Annotated in this window: 17 protein-coding genes; 2 read left to right on the top strand and 15 right to left on the bottom strand. The window is 61.8% G+C overall.

All coding sequences use genetic code 11. The features are described 5' to 3' along the window. Positions 1-87: 87 nt before the first annotated feature. Positions 88-306: a hypothetical protein gene (locus K5H97_RS14790; RefSeq protein WP_028688977.1), complete on the top strand. Its 219-nt coding sequence runs from the start codon at positions 88-90 to the stop codon at positions 304-306. A gap of 24 nt (positions 307-330) precedes the next feature. Here K5H97_RS14790 and K5H97_RS14795 read toward each other — a convergent pair whose 3' ends face one another. Next, positions 331-627: a hypothetical protein gene (locus K5H97_RS14795; RefSeq protein WP_028688978.1), complete on the bottom strand. Its 297-nt coding sequence runs from the start codon at positions 625-627 to the stop codon at positions 331-333. A gap of 870 nt (positions 628-1,497) precedes the next feature. Then, the gene (locus K5H97_RS14800) at positions 1,498-1,827 is read right to left on the bottom strand and encodes a hypothetical protein (RefSeq protein WP_028688980.1); all 330 of its coding nucleotides are present in this window, start codon (positions 1,825-1,827) and stop codon (positions 1,498-1,500) included. A 415-nt stretch (positions 1,828-2,242) separates the two neighbouring features. Between K5H97_RS14800 and K5H97_RS14805 the strand changes: the two genes are divergently transcribed. Beyond that, a complete protein-coding gene (locus tag K5H97_RS14805) occupies positions 2,243-2,971 on the top strand; it encodes a site-specific integrase (RefSeq protein ID WP_081791522.1) in 729 nt (242 codons plus the stop codon). Positions 2,972-3,126: 155 nt separating this feature from the next. Here the strand turns inward: K5H97_RS14805 and K5H97_RS14815 are convergent, their stop codons facing one another. The 13 genes from K5H97_RS14815 to K5H97_RS14875 all read right to left on the bottom strand — a co-directional run bounded on the left by K5H97_RS14815 (position 3,127) and on the right by K5H97_RS14875 (position 13,479). Beyond that, positions 3,127-3,438, bottom strand: a complete 312-nt coding sequence (locus tag K5H97_RS14815; protein ID WP_248691133.1) for a hypothetical protein — start codon at positions 3,436-3,438, stop codon at positions 3,127-3,129. Further along, positions 3,428-3,721, bottom strand: a complete 294-nt coding sequence (locus K5H97_RS14820; RefSeq protein ID WP_028688982.1) for a hypothetical protein — start codon at positions 3,719-3,721, stop codon at positions 3,428-3,430. Before K5H97_RS14820 ends, K5H97_RS14815 begins: the two co-directional genes overlap by 11 nt. 74 nt (positions 3,722-3,795) lie before the next feature. Next, on the bottom strand, positions 3,796-3,984 hold the full coding sequence (locus K5H97_RS14825; RefSeq protein ID WP_028688983.1) for a hypothetical protein: 189 nt from the start codon (positions 3,982-3,984) through the stop codon (positions 3,796-3,798). A gap of 25 nt (positions 3,985-4,009) precedes the next feature. Then, the gene (locus K5H97_RS14830) at positions 4,010-4,516 is read right to left on the bottom strand and encodes a DUF2514 domain-containing protein (protein WP_081791523.1); all 507 of its coding nucleotides are present in this window, start codon (positions 4,514-4,516) and stop codon (positions 4,010-4,012) included. After that, positions 4,513-5,151: a glycoside hydrolase family 19 protein gene (locus K5H97_RS14835; RefSeq protein ID WP_028688984.1), complete on the bottom strand. Its 639-nt coding sequence runs from the start codon at positions 5,149-5,151 to the stop codon at positions 4,513-4,515. The genes K5H97_RS14830 and K5H97_RS14835 overlap by 4 nt, the downstream gene beginning before the upstream one ends. A gap of 58 nt (positions 5,152-5,209) precedes the next feature. Further along, the gene (locus tag K5H97_RS14840; RefSeq protein ID WP_282718687.1) at positions 5,210-5,806 is read right to left on the bottom strand and encodes a tail fiber assembly protein; all 597 of its coding nucleotides are present in this window, start codon (positions 5,804-5,806) and stop codon (positions 5,210-5,212) included. Further along, positions 5,806-6,660: a hypothetical protein gene (locus K5H97_RS14845; RefSeq protein WP_028688985.1), complete on the bottom strand. Its 855-nt coding sequence runs from the start codon at positions 6,658-6,660 to the stop codon at positions 5,806-5,808. The genes K5H97_RS14840 and K5H97_RS14845 overlap by 1 nt, the downstream gene beginning before the upstream one ends. Positions 6,661-6,672: 12 nt before the next feature. After that, complete coding sequence (locus K5H97_RS14850; RefSeq protein ID WP_051555615.1) at positions 6,673-7,497, bottom strand: hypothetical protein; 825 nt, start codon at positions 7,495-7,497, stop codon at positions 6,673-6,675. Positions 7,498-7,506: 9 nt separating this feature from the next. Then, complete coding sequence (locus tag K5H97_RS14855) at positions 7,507-7,812, bottom strand: hypothetical protein (RefSeq protein ID WP_028688986.1); 306 nt, start codon at positions 7,810-7,812, stop codon at positions 7,507-7,509. A gap of 12 nt (positions 7,813-7,824) precedes the next feature. After that, a complete protein-coding gene (locus tag K5H97_RS14860) occupies positions 7,825-11,298 on the bottom strand; it encodes a host specificity protein J (protein ID WP_028688987.1) in 3,474 nt (1,157 codons plus the stop codon). Positions 11,299-11,354: 56 nt separating this feature from the next. Continuing rightward, positions 11,355-11,975: a tail assembly protein gene (locus tag K5H97_RS14865; RefSeq protein ID WP_028688988.1), complete on the bottom strand. Its 621-nt coding sequence runs from the start codon at positions 11,973-11,975 to the stop codon at positions 11,355-11,357. After that, a complete protein-coding gene (locus K5H97_RS14870; RefSeq protein ID WP_028688989.1) occupies positions 11,972-12,727 on the bottom strand; it encodes a C40 family peptidase in 756 nt (251 codons plus the stop codon). Before K5H97_RS14870 ends, K5H97_RS14865 begins: the two co-directional genes overlap by 4 nt. A 2-nt stretch (positions 12,728-12,729) precedes the next feature. Beyond that, on the bottom strand, positions 12,730-13,479 hold the full coding sequence (locus K5H97_RS14875) for a phage minor tail protein L (RefSeq protein ID WP_028688990.1): 750 nt from the start codon (positions 13,477-13,479) through the stop codon (positions 12,730-12,732). Positions 13,480-13,486 lie beyond the last annotated feature (7 nt).

Consider the following 13,486-nt stretch of genomic DNA (forward strand, 5'->3'; position numbering starts at 1 on the left):
GAGGCGCCGACTTTCATTGTCGAGAAAGGCACGGGCTACTCGTTCACCTCCGAATACTGGCACCTCTATGCCGATGCCAACGAGGGGGTGGACAAGTATTCCTGTCAGGTGCAGATGGCGTTCACTGGTGAAGGTGAGTGCTACTCCCTGCGTGTTGGCGAAACCGACATGAAGAAGTCGCTGATTCTTGGCAGCGCGTACGGCGCCGAGGCCTTGGTACTGAACCTGTACACGGGCGGCACCAAGGTTGAATACGAGCAGATGTACGTTGGTAACATCCGCTACAGCGAAGAAGCCTACGACTGACTTCACTGCACAGCCGGCAGCGCTTTAGGAGTCCGCACCCTTTACCTGGCAGACCCCGTTGGCTCGGTTCTTACCGGTATATGAAACATCAGGCGAGCCATCCGGGTTGATCGACAGCGAGATAGTCACATCGCTGCCCTTGGCTTCGAAGTAGTTGTCGTTGAACTTCTTCAGCTTTGCTTCCTTGCCATTGATGTAGATCGGGCCGCCCTTGTCGGCGTGAACCTCGATGTTTCCTGGGCATGTGGCGTTCACCAGCGGAATACCGGCTTGGGCCGCGCCAGACACCACCAACAATGTCCCCAACACTAATCTCTTCATCTCACACTCCTTGGTGGATTGACCGAGAAGGAAGCAATAGCCCAATTTGGAGCTGCCCACCAGTACCTCAACGATTATCGTGCAGCTCAGGCGGCCATGCGCTGAAGAAGATGTAGACGCCTGGTCCACCGATCCAGGCCCAGCTGATGCTTGGCCACACTACCGCCGCAGCGATCCAAGCGACGATCAGAGTTGCCCCAGTGCGCCGCCGGCGCCTTGGAGTGAGCCACTCCTGCAAAGCCTTATGCCTCTCCCGCAACCCCATTACCACGCTCCTTGTTTGGTAAGCGGCGAAGCATACCACTCGCTTAACTGAGCCACATACGGCGTTGCCCGCCAGCGCCTTCCCCTATTCAACGATAACGCCGACCCAGAGGAGATGACCATGCCAACAGAAAACCGATCCAGCAACATGCACAGGGCAAGCTGCGCGCCCCTAGAGGACGGCTCGATTGCCAGATCTGTATTACAGGAAAGGTCTGAGCAGGGATCGAGGCTGAAAGTCGCAGATCCTCTGCGACTTCGGATCAACCTGACAACGGAGCTTGAGCTTTCTGGCTGAGGAAGATGACCCAAGCGTCATATGACTTCTGGTGCCAGGCCACCGCATCGTCCCAAGGGACGCCTTTAATCTCGCCGCTAGAAACCAGGTACCTGAGCCTGGAACTTGAGGCATCCAGTTCGAGGAGGTGCCGATGAGCCATGTATCGAAAATCATCATTGCTTAGCATTGGACTGATGTCCTAAAGGGCTGGCCCGAGAATACGTGCCGATGTCCCTGCGCCGTCATTGTGACACTAAATTGAAGCGATCACTTAGGGAATCCGTACGGAGCACATTTGTACTCCATCCAACTGTACCTCTCTCCCTCTACTTTGCGAGTCGCGATCCCTTCCTCGGCAAGGGTTGTCTCGCTTGAACGGGTATCGCCGGAAAGGTGGTTGCAACCCATTCCTTCGCATGCTGCAGCGCCCATGCCATTGCCGCACTCATGGTCTGCCCCTTGCAGTCTGCATAGCTCTCTTCGACCAGCATTTCACCCTTCTCTTTGTAGATACCAAAGAAGAGCTGGGTAGCCCCGAGAGGCGAAGTGCGCACTTGTACATTGATCAGGGTGCCGCAGGACAGACGCTCATCGCAGTTGCGGAAATGCAGCTGCGGATCGGCCCAATCCCAGTACACCTTCCCGCGATTACGCATGGTCGGGCCTTCGAGAAGAATGGAAGAAAGTTGACGTAACAGTCAGCGTATAGAGCTTCCTCAGCTTATCCAGAAATAAATTGAATCGGTTACGAACTTTCACAACTGCCGCGATATGGCGGCCAAGGAATCGTCATGTCTGAAATACTCAAACTGGAGCGCGGCCGCACCTATCGCGGCAAGAAGCCCGCATGCGTGCGCAGCTGCGGCTTGGTGAACGATCGCACCGTTATCTATATCGGCGTGGACAAGGTCCAGTACGACGGACCATCAGTGGCCCCTGGGCGCCACTATCCGCGCATGCCGATAGACAGGTTCCTACAGTGGGCCGGTCGCGATGTGACCGACGAACTGCCGCCAGGGGAATACGCATCCTGGCCACCAGCAAAGCAGGCAGCATCTGGAAGGCGCCGCAATGAGCGCAAGGATCGTCTGCCAGTTCAGTTGCGGCGCCGCTTCGGCGGTGGCCACCAAGCTGGCCTTGGCAGAGTACGGCAGCACGCACGACGTGCAGATCATCAATGCGTTCCTTGCCAATGAGGAATCCGACAACCGCCGATTCGCCCAGGACTGCGAAACATGGTTCGGCCAGCCGATCACCGTCCTGCGGGACGAGAAGTACGGCGCCGACGCCCACGAGGTGTTTCGCCGCGAGCGCTACATGAAAGGCCGAACCGGGACGCCGTGTACCAAGATCCTCAAGCGGCGCTTGCTCGACTCGTGGAAACAGCCAGGTGATGTGATGGTGTTCGGTTACACCGCCGAGGAAGCCGACCGCCTGGAAGACTTCAGGGAGCGAAACCCAGACCGCCCAGTGATCGTCCCGCTGATTGACCGCAGCTTGGGCAAGGATGACTGCAAGGCCATCCTGCTGCGTGCGGGCATCGAGCTGCCCCTGATGTACCGGCTACTCCGACGACTAGGGATTCGATACCGGCCGCCATACAACTGCCGCCACACCTATGCGACAATATGTTTAATGTCTGGTCTCAACCCCGCATTTATCGCCCAACAGCTCGGGCACAGCGTGCAGATGCTCTTATCGACGTATGCACGCTGGATCAACTCGTCCAGCGACTGGCAGGAGCTCGAAAAGCTCCAAATTGGTCCGAAATTGGTCCGAAGCTGCGAAGACTCCACGTAAGTTATTGATAGGTAAGGCACTTGATCTCCACCGCTAACATCACCATGCGATGAAAATCGCGGTTTTGGGCGGTGTGTAGTGCAATGTTTTCGGGGGTTTCAGCCTCACTACACCGCACCAAAACGCACGCATTGGCCCAAGAATTGGCCCAAGCCTTACCCCTCCTCCGGCGTCCTGCCGACCACGATCCGTCCTGGCTCGTCCCTCTCCCACTCCTCTGCAGATTCATACCTGAGCAAGCCGATGGCCCAGGCCTCTTCATGCTCTAGTAACGCCCAGGTCCTGGCTGCTTCGGTCAGCTCCAACATGTCGGAAAGCACGCCGGCATCTACCTCTCGGCGGCGTCTGGCCGCATAGGCCATTTCTGCCAGCACCGCAGCTCGCCCATCTGGATCTGTGACCAGGGCCGACTGGTCCCCCAGCTCATCAAGCCACGGCTGCGGTATCCCGGCCAGGCTACTCAACACGGCACCACCACGACTGCGAGTACAGCACGCCGTCGACCTCTTCGAAGCCGGTAATGTTCATGCCCATCTGGGCCATGCCGTTGACGCAGGCATCGTGAAGGCGCGGGATGATGTCGCCGCTCGGCGTCGGGTTGAACACCCAGGCCTCAATGCAAGGGCGCCCGAGCACTTTGCTGTGGCCGTACTCGATGTGCACGTCTGCGCGCAGCGGCTTGACCTTGGCGAGCTTTTCGTTGGGGATGGCGACACCGCGCACACGGCGGCGAACGAGGAGAAAGTACATACGGCACCAATACTGTATATCGATACAGTATTTGACCATTCAAACGGAAGATGAGACCACTACCGTCCGGCGCCTCAGTGTCGGACCAAAGGCTGGTGCCCGAGCGTATAGAGTTGATAGTCGGTCACGGCCTGGTAAGAGGATTCTGCGATGAGCCTGAGGCGCTCGACCTCTTCTACCGGGGCTCCGACGTCCTGAGCGTTGTGGTAGGCGCGCAAGGCTTCAATGGCCTCACGAATAAGTGGCTCACCAGCCTCTATCATGCCCTCTATGGTTCGCTTCACGGCTCTATCCTGCAGGATTGACGAGGGCATTATAGGACGCCTCACACGCGAGGCCAGCTACTCGGGCTCGGTCATACGCTGCCGCCAGCTCTCCCGCTCGAGCATCAGCCCGTGCGAGCAGGTCGGAGAGCACCATGGCGGCGCGGCGGGCTGCCTCGCTTCGAGCGGCAACGGCGGGATCCTGGCCGGGGCAACCGACGGTGGCAGCGAGTTTGCCGGCTTCGTCGTGCAGCCGCTGGCCAGCAACATCAGCCCCAGCAGCAGCGCCTTCAGCGTTCGTTCTTTGTTCCTGAGCATGCGCCCTCACCTCCTCCAGCGCGTCGGCGCGCTGTTGCTCCTTTGCCCGTTCCCCGCGCTCGCCCAGCGCTTCAGCCAAGCGATCGCCGCTGTCCCGGGTCGCTGACGCGGCTTCAGCCTCGGTGCGCTCAACTGATCGCCCGTGCTGGTAGACGAGCCAGTACGACCCGACCACAGCCAGCAGCGCGACCACCCGAACGCCCAAGCCGTTCACGCCAGCACCCGCACGGCCAGGTCATACAGCGCTTTCCGCTCAGCTGCGCCGTGCGGCACCCGGCCAGGTTGCCCGGTATTGATGATGCTGCCGATATCGCTGAAGCGGCCGGCGTCGGCCAATTCGTTCAGGCCATGGGTGGCCCACCACCAGGCGGCGGACTGGGCCGCATGCTCGGGCTGTTCGAGCAGTTCGGGGTTCTCGAGTAGCGGTAGGCCCAGGGCCTGGCCGGCGCTGCGGTAGTTGTCGCGGCCGGTCAGCTGGATCAGACCGCGACCCCGGTACCGCCAGCCGTCGCCCTGCTGGGAGTTACCGTTGCGGCCGGCATAGGCGTCGTTCGCGATCGCTTCAGGCTTCCGCGCCAGCGCAATGGCCTTAGCGTTCGGCTTGCCATCCGGGCCGCGGTACCGGCTCTTCCAGGTGGCCGCCAAGCCCTCGGCGCTGTAGTTCAGGTTCTCCACCAGGCAGCGCAGCTGGCCAGACTCATGGCCGACCTGTGCAAGGAAAGCCGCCTGGCGCACTGGGCTGTCGATCTTCCAGCGCGCCATGGCGCGGTTCAGCGCGGGTACAAAAATGCCCGCGACTGGGCGGGCATTGGGGAGGATCTGCAGCAGCTGCTGCTCGGTAATCGGCATGCGTGTTTCTCCAGGCAAAAAAATACCGCCAGGCGGCGGTCGGCGGTCTCGGCAAAGGTCAGGCCGGCGGCGCGGGCCAGTCAATCGCCGCGGGATAGCCAGGCTGATCAGGCACCCGGTTCAGCGCTACGCGATAACGCTTCCAGTCTTTCAGCAGCGCAGCCTCGGCCTCAGTTGCTTCGTCAAGGTCGACTGCATCCTGCAGCGGGGCAATAGCCTGGTCGGCCTGGGCGCGGCGGCGAGCGATCTCACCCACTGCCTCCAAACGCTGCTGCTCGAGCAGGTTCGCCGCCTTCTGCTCTGCTGTGATGACCTGGCTCCAATCGATGACGCCTGTAGCTGCTGGCTCTGCTTCCCGCACCTCCTGCCCTGGCAGTTGCACTGCTCCTTCAGCAGGATCAACGATATCGACCGGGAATCGGGCCGACTCCGGTGCATCAGCAGCGTGCGGCAGGCGCAGCGTGACGATCAACTTTCCGTCGTGACGCTCGATAGGATCGTGCATGAAAGGGCTGCCAACCGCAGATGCAGGGAGCGAGGCACCCTCGGGCAGCCGCGCGAAGTCCAGCGCGACGTTGTTGATCGTCAGCATGTCGCCCAGGCGGAACACTGCGAGCTGCGCATCGGAGCGCACAGGTGAAAGCTTGATGATCATCAGAACCACCTCCCCTTGGCGAACAGATACACACTCATTGAACTGGATGCCTGGACAGCCGGCGCGGTGTACACGTATGCGCAGGATGCAGCGCTCGATGCGTTGATAGCGGCGCCCGTACACGACGTGAGGAAAGGTGTGGCAACGCACCGAGGCAGCGCAGAGAACGCGATCGGAAACGTCCAGATGAAGCCACCGGAACGGAACCCCGACCCAAGGGCCGCGTTGATAGCTGTCGTGTCAGAGGCCATGAACCAGCACTCCTGCGTACCATCTGCATATCGGGTGTACTCGCCATTCGCATTGCTGCCGCGCTCGATGATCGCCCCTGTCGGCACTCCGCCGGCCTGGCTTACGGTGCCGACGATATCCGCAACAGCGGCCGTCTTGAGCCCAAGCGCTGTACGGGCGGCCGCGGCTGTCTTCGCGCCCGTGCCGCCCTGGGCGATGCTGAGGGCAGTAGTCAGGCCGGTAATCGACGTGATGTCGCCGTTCGCCCCACGCGCCGCTGCGCCGATGTTGGCGCGAAGGGCTGCAACGTCGGCTGGGTTGCCGAGCAAAGCTAGTGTGCTACCGAACTGATCGACGAGCTCGCGGAATCGGTCTGCGAGATCCTTCGGGTACCCTTGCACTGGCTTGATTGCATAACTACCGGCCGAAGCCGTTGGCCCAAGATAGGCAGGAATGATCCCGAGCGCCGTGGCGCTTGCGATGTTTCCTACTTCATACTCTCGGCCATCTGGACCAATGAAACTGTCCCCGACTCGTGCATTCAGCGTGAAGCTTGTGCCGGTTCCGGTCACCGTGGTCTGGCCATTCGTGACCGCCACCGTGCCTTGTCTGTACCATGGCATCGGAAAACACCTCTAATTGAACGGAAATGGATACTTCGAAGTTGAAATTACAAGTGCTGTTGGCTTGAGTGCTGGTATCTGTCGCCAGTAGTTGTATGGGTAACTACCCACGATCATCTGACGGGCGCCTGCGGCAATCGTGAACATGAAACGCACGCCGCCAGAGTATCCGAATGCACCTTCTTGAGAGTCATACTCGAATCCACCCATGCCAGAGGCAGACCCGTTACACCCAGCGCTTCTAGTGAAGTTGATGTAAGCGGCATGCTCTCCGGCGGCTATTGGGACATCCACATAGGACTTCATAACGATGCCGCCGATGCTGTTGTATCCTCCGGCATATGCTGTGTAATAAAAGTCCCCGCCCGGCCCGCTGCCATTCCCAGGCGGCTGAATGGCTGTAAGAATGTTCAGCGGCGGCTGTCCTGAGTTGAACGTCAGTTCACCATCACTCTCTCGATAGCATTTGAATCCAGCTGCCAGCGGGGCGTCATACATCAAGTCAAAGACATAGCACTTTGTTGAAGCGCTCGCACCAACGAAGAGGAGTGTCTTCTCCCCATTTACAATGGCCTCCCCGCAGGGGCTTCCGTCTCCGACGAGGAAAGCAATAGGCGAACGCCAGCTTGGCAGAGTGATGCCGTAGATCGGTTCTATTGGGGTACCCTGGTTATAGTTAGCACCATTGTCAGGATCAAGTTGAATAGACTTAAGCGTGTAACGAGGCCAGTATGCGTAGAACGTTAGATATGCGCTCTTGGTGAGCCCGTAACACATAAGGCTAGTATCGATGAATTGCGTTCCATCTTCCTTGAACGCTTGGAATCCTGTAGCCATCTAGTCCACCTAGTAGTAGCCGTAGTAGATCCTGCAGTTCGCAGAGAAAAAGCCCCAGTTGTTTGTGTTGTAGGAGTACACCCAGGACATCACATTTCCTGAGATAGAAACTCCCGGCCTTTTACCGAGCCAGGCGTTTCTATCAACTAGTGAGGTGATCATGTAGAACCGTGTCTTGCCAGGCGGAAGCGACGCCATCGTGCCACTTCCGTTTGCCGAGCCAGTAACAAAGCTGCCCTGCATCTGGCTGAAGTTCACGGTCATATCGACCATGAGAGTGCCGTCTTCGCGATATGCTAGAAAGCCAGTCGCCATCTAAGTTACCTATCAGATGTTGATGCCCATCTTCGTGGCGACTTGGCCATTCGCGTAGTAGGTGTTCACCGAGCTGTTCGTGATCGTCAGCCGTTCGCCACTGGCGCCGGTACCATTGATCTCGATTGCCCCGCTCTTCTGGATGCGCCAACCGCGCTGGCCGGTAATGAAGTCGTTCGACTGGATGGTGTCGCCGATCATTGCGTTCGTGATCCAGCCGGTGCCGATCAGCGCCTGACTGATGAACACCTGGCCGCCCTGCACCGTGAACGGCGAAGTGAGTGTGCCGTTGATGTTGTTCACCACAGCGAACCGGTCGGCTGAAACCAGGAAGGTGCTCTGCAGGCCGGCTGGTCCGTTCTCGATGCCGAGACCTATGCCAGCGGCAACGTATTGCCCCTGAGCATTCAGCTGCATCTTGACCGACCACATCGTGCTGGCCTTGCCTTCGAAGTTCGCCTGGGCCTGGCTTACCGTCTGCACTGCTGCGTTGGTCTCGCCAACCTTGGCTTCGAGCGTTTCCGAGCTGCGCGCCAAAGCATCTGTCTCGGTGGCCCGCACGAGCTGCTCGCGGGCGATCGCTGCGGTCGAGTCCCAGAGCTTCAGGGCGCCGGCAAGCTCTCCCTCCGCGTCATCGTCGCGAGCAGATGCGCGCAGGACCTGCACGCTCTCAGCTGTTGACGTGACCTTGCCGTCGACTTCCTCGATCTTGGTCGTGTTGGTCTGGACCTGCTGGGCCAGGCCGTTGGCTGCCTCCAGCGATTGCCCCACGTCGATCCAGAACGCCACGTTGGGCGGGGCATTGGCGCCGCCCGGGTCGGCCGGAACATCGTGCACCGCCTGGTAGATCCGGCCGTCGACCACGACCATCTGGCCTTCCTCGTAGGGCTCGTTCTTGTCGTAGGCCTTCAAGCCGTCCAGGGCGTCGATCTGGTCCTGCAGCCCGTCGATCTTGTTCTTCAGATCCTCGCCGAGCATGGACTCGTCGATTTCGCCGGAGATCATGTCAAGGATGGGGCCAGGGTCGGTCTGGGCGATACCCTGCACAGCCGTCGGCGGCACCGGGAAGAACGGCCCAATGTTTCCGGTCCGGTCGACCAGACGCGCCCAGAAGAAGAACGCTGCGCCGGCGGCTAGGCCAGACATCACGTGTTCCGACTGCGGGTAGGCCAGGTCGGCCAGCTTGGTGGCACTGGTCAGGTCGTTGATCGCGTTGCTCCAGATCTCCGTGCGCTGGGTGTCCTCGGCGCCTGGCGGCAGCCCCCACTTCAGACGAATCGCGAAGATCTCGCTGGTCGCCGTGAGGAACGTCACGGCTGGCGGTGTGCCCTCCTTCCCTTTCAGGTCGGTGAGCACAGAGCTGCGCCAGGTCGACGTGATATCGAAGGCGCTGACCGCTCGCACGCGCGCCAGGTACTGGCCGGCGTAGATCCCAACCACGTCTACCGACGCAGTACCGGTACGCTGCAGGCGGATCCAGTTGCCGCTGTCCTTGCGCCACTCGACGTCGTAGGCCACGGCCCCTTCCACAGCCGGCCAGGCGATGGTCATCGTGCTGACCGCCAGGCCTTGGGCAATCGCGTAGTCGGACGTCAGGGTCACGCTCACCGGCGGCGGGACGGTCGTTACCGGGATGACGCTGATCGGCCGCTCCTCGAGCTTTGCCCCAGTATCGATCGCGGCGAACTTGCTCGGGTTGAACTCCAGCGCGGTAATCTCGTACTCGCCCTCGGCGGTGCGCGAGGTCTTCAGGACCCGGAACAGCTGGATGGCCAGGTCATCGGCATCGATCGCCCACTGCAGCTCGGGCTCCGGCTGCACGCTGTAGGCCGTGGTCACGGTCACGGCACGACCGGCAACCGACTGCACGGTGCGGCCCTGGGCGCTGCCGTTGGGCAGGTTGATGATCAGCCGGTCGCCGGCCTTGATCTGCGTGTCACGGTCCAGGGTCACGACCTTGCCAGCGGCCGCAGCGATCCGGCCGCCATTGGGCCGACCAGACAGCAGCTCATCAGCCACCGGGATGACATGGCCAGGCAGCGGAATGCGCCCCTCCATGCCGGTCTTGAAGGTGACGGTGCGGTCCTGGTTGTTGCTCAGCAGCGCCCACTTCCCGCGGCGCTGGGCCTCGCTGGCCCTGGTGCAACCGATGGCCGAGATCTCGATGGGCCGATCCTGGTACCGACGCTGCAGGGCCAGGTCGGTAACCGGAATGACATCGGTGTCGTAGTTGTTGGCCGGGTTGTCGTAGCTGACGACTGCGCGGCTGTAATGAGTGTTGCGCTCGGCCCCGAGGTAGGTGAACTCGCCGTCGATGACGTTCGCCCGGGTGAACACGTAGTCGAAGTCCTGCGCCCTGGGCATGTCGGCCTGCATGAACAGCGCGCCCTGCGCCCAGTACACCATGCCCCGGTAGATGGCCGAGAGGTCGCGCAACAGCGTCCAGGCCTCGGCCTTGCCCTGCAGGTTCATGTCGCACAGGAACCGCGGCTCTTGGCCCCCTACCCCGTCAGGCACCAGCTGGTCGCAGTACTGGGCGATGCGGTACATCTCCCACTTGTCGACCATCCAGGGCTTGATGCGCTTGCCCAGGCCGAACCGGTCCTCGACGCACAGGCCATAGGTGACGAAGGCCGGGTTGTTGGTCCAGGCCTGCTTGAAGGTACCGTCCCAGGTGCCGGTGTAGGTGCGGGTGATCGGGTCGTAGTTGGTCGGTACCGGCCAGCGCCGGGCCTTGCACTTCACGGTCACCGACGGGATGTTCTGGAACTGCTCGGCGTCGAACTCGATGTAGAGCAGCGCTGTGTTCGGGTACCGCAGCTTCTGGTCGATGATCTCGGTGTAGGCCGCGATCGTCATCGTGTCAGCGATGGTGCCGGTGTTGGCGTTCGGCGTGAGGCGCCGCGCACGGATAACCCATCCCGATATGGCAGCCGGCAGGTCGACGCGCACGGAACGCTGATAGCCGTTGCTGGTCTTGCCGCTGACCGCGTTCCGGTGTGCCTCGACGAAAGCACCGCCGTCGGTGGCGATGTCGATCGCATACTCGATGGTGTAGCCGGTCGTGTCGCCGTTGGTTGGGTTTTGCTGGAGCAAGCGCGGCCAGCTGAAGCGCAGGCGCACAGCCGACAACTTGGTGTTGCTCAGCGCGCGGGTCCACGGCTGATCACTGCGCAGCTCCACGCCGATAGATGTCTCGCTCTCGACAGCTGGAATGCCCTGGATGTAGTCCTGCTCGACTGTGCCGCGGCGAAACTCCCACTTCACGCCCGGGAAATTGACATTGCCGCTGGCATCCTGGATGGGGGTGTTGTCGAGGTAGATGTCGCGATCAGTCGGGTTGCCGTCGAACTCCCCCTCTCCCACGGCCAACAGGATCTTGGCGATGTTCGTCGAGCGAAGGCTGTCGGGGGCCTCGTAGGGCGCCTTGGGCTTCTTCTCGCCGCCCTTGGCGCCGGTGACGGCAGGTTGAAGTGCTGCGCCCATGCTTTCCTCCGGGCAAGAAAAAACCGCCCGTAGGCGGCCTGGTGACAGTTCAGTTGCTACGCCTTGTCTTCGGCGTAGATTGATGCGGAGATGATCGCCCCGCCCCACCGGCGCTCGCCGATGCAGATCGGTACCGGATTACCGCTGGCGGTGGTGTTGTTCGCGCTGCCGAAGGCGTAGGAAGGTCGATTCTCCGGCGCGGCACTGGTGGACAACCCCTTTGGCTGCGGACTGAGCATCTGGATGACGCCGCCGAGCGCCAGAGAGACGCCAACCGCACCAGTTATACCCCAGGCACCGCCAGCACCAATGGCGCCGAGTCCGGCCGGCGCGAAGATGGCCACCGCGGCGATCAGCGCGATACCGACCACCGTTTGCAGCAGGCCGCCCCGCTTGCTCCCGCCGATCACCGGCACCAGGCGCAATTCACGGACGCCGCCACGGTCAAATTCTTCAGGCCCTACGTTCTGCCGGTTTCGGAAAACCGCGAAACGCAGACCCATGCCATCCAGGCGCCGGATCTCATCCTCAAACCCGTCCAAGGTGGCATTCAAGGCTTTGAACACCTCCCAGGTGTCGCCACTATCGAGTTGCCGCCGGTGCGTGCGGCCGAATTTCTGGGCCAGCGAGCCGGACAGCTTGATGGTCGTCATTGGCTTGTAGGCGATTGCGCTCATCGGGCCTCCTTGTGACGCAGGATCAGGCGGGCCCGGTCGTGCCAGGGGCCACCGTAGATGATGACCTCGGACGGCCTGCCGTACAGGTGGTGCAGCAGGAACGGACCGGGGCCGTACAGATCGGCTTGCTCGCCGGGCAGCTTGGGATCGCCGCCGAGGTAGATGCCAGCATGGTTCGGGTGCACCGTCCGCCCCACGGCCATGACGATCATATCGCCGCGCTCGGGCCGGTCGACCTGGTAGAACCCGGCGGCCTCGTATGCCTGTTCGTACAGGCTCGGGCCGGCGGCCTGCTCCCACCACCCGTCCTCCCGGGTGTAGGCCGGGAAGTCCAGGTCCCACTCCCGCTTGTACCAGTCGGCGCAAACCTGCCAGCAGTCCCAGGCGCCGTGCACGAAGGGCCGGCCCAGCAGCGGCGTTTCGCCGGTTGGCGTTATCGTCCGCAGGTCTCCCTCCGGCCACGAGAGTATGTGCCATGGCAGTCCCGTGGCCTCGCACATTGCCAGGTCGCGCGGCGAAGGCCTGCTGGTGGCGTCAGGGTGCGAGTGCACGATGCCGATTACCTGGCTCTGTTCTTCCGCCTCGGCATACTGCTCCGGCGCGATGCGGAACTCCTCGGTCGGCTCGGTGGCCACGTTGGCGCAGGGGAAGTACACCTGCTTGCGGCCCACGGCCAGGATCAGCCCGCAGCACTCGCGCGGGTACTCAGCCGCGGCGTGCCTCTGCACGGCAGCGAGGATGTGTTTCAGCATGATCAGCTCCTGGCGATCAGGGAGACGGCCGGGAAGCCGCCAAACGGCAGCTGGTTGCCCTGGCCGAAGCGCGCGACACAGCCGGTGTCCAGGCAGCCGTTGCATTGGTCCTCGACCGGGTCGTCTGTGGGGTTCCCGTCGAAGTCGAAGTACGGCCCGGTGTAGCCGCAGTTCGGCCCGCGGTATCCGTTGGTCATGGACCAGTGGCAGAGCTGGGTCATCTGCCGGCCGATGCTTTCGCCGCCGACGTCGCCCGGACTGGCCAGCTCCCACGAAACCGTGGTGCCGTTCTCCGAAACCTTCTGGTCGATGTACCAAACCTCGGTGCTCTCCTGGGTAGGGTCCGCCTCCGGGTTGCCGGCAGGGAAGTTCGCCGGATCCAAGTAGCGCTTCAGCGTCTGCCGGATGGTCAGCTTGAACTCGAGCAGGTTGTCGAAGGCCAAGCACAGAGCGGTGATCCTACCGTTGACGTTACCGACCGAGATCGTCGGACGCACCGCGGTACCGTCCGAGTTCGCCTCGATGCCCTCGATCTGCATCGGCCAGGCGTCGTACTCGTTGCCCTGCCACCAGATCGACTTGGCCGGCAGCTGATCGGCATCCGCGCCGGCCGCTGCCAGCTCTGCGGGCGAGTGTGGGATCGCGTGCCCATGGAAGCGCAGGATGTCGGCGCCCCAGTCCGAGCCGTCGAGCTCGAACAGCAGCACCTCGCTGCCAGGTTGAAGCAGCTGGATGTCTTTGATCAGTGACATGGTGATT

It is taken from the genome of Pseudomonas mosselii (assembly GCF_019823065.1).
Taxonomy (GTDB): domain Bacteria; phylum Pseudomonadota; class Gammaproteobacteria; order Pseudomonadales; family Pseudomonadaceae; genus Aquipseudomonas; species Aquipseudomonas mosselii.

Coding starts and splice junctions, on each gene's coding strand:
- K5H97_RS14860 (WP_028688987.1), bottom strand. CDS start 11,298: ATGGGCGCAGCACTTCAACCTGCCGTCACCGGCGCCAAGGGCGGCGAG.
- K5H97_RS14825 (WP_028688983.1), bottom strand. CDS start 3,984: ATGATAGAGGCTGGTGAGCCACTTATTCGTGAGGCCATTGAAGCCTTG.
- K5H97_RS14875 (WP_028688990.1), bottom strand. CDS start 13,479: ATGTCACTGATCAAAGACATCCAGCTGCTTCAACCTGGCAGCGAGGTG.
- K5H97_RS14870 (WP_028688989.1), bottom strand. CDS start 12,727: ATGCTGAAACACATCCTCGCTGCCGTGCAGAGGCACGCCGCGGCTGAG.
- K5H97_RS14850 (WP_051555615.1), bottom strand. CDS start 7,497: ATGGCTACAGGATTCCAAGCGTTCAAGGAAGATGGAACGCAATTCATC.
- K5H97_RS14840 (WP_282718687.1), bottom strand. CDS start 5,806: ATGATCATCAAGCTTTCACCTGTGCGCTCCGATGCGCAGCTCGCAGTG.
- K5H97_RS14835 (WP_028688984.1), bottom strand. CDS start 5,151: ATGCCGATTACCGAGCAGCAGCTGCTGCAGATCCTCCCCAATGCCCGC.
- K5H97_RS14805 (WP_081791522.1), top strand. CDS start 2,243: ATGAGCGCAAGGATCGTCTGCCAGTTCAGTTGCGGCGCCGCTTCGGCG.
- K5H97_RS14865 (WP_028688988.1), bottom strand. CDS start 11,975: ATGAGCGCAATCGCCTACAAGCCAATGACGACCATCAAGCTGTCCGGC.
- K5H97_RS14845 (WP_028688985.1), bottom strand. CDS start 6,660: ATGCCATGGTACAGACAAGGCACGGTGGCGGTCACGAATGGCCAGACC.
- K5H97_RS14795 (WP_028688978.1), bottom strand. CDS start 627: ATGAAGAGATTAGTGTTGGGGACATTGTTGGTGGTGTCTGGCGCGGCC.
- K5H97_RS14800 (WP_028688980.1), bottom strand. CDS start 1,827: ATGCGTAATCGCGGGAAGGTGTACTGGGATTGGGCCGATCCGCAGCTG.
- K5H97_RS14820 (WP_028688982.1), bottom strand. CDS start 3,721: ATGTACTTTCTCCTCGTTCGCCGCCGTGTGCGCGGTGTCGCCATCCCC.
- K5H97_RS14855 (WP_028688986.1), bottom strand. CDS start 7,812: ATGGCGACTGGCTTTCTAGCATATCGCGAAGACGGCACTCTCATGGTC.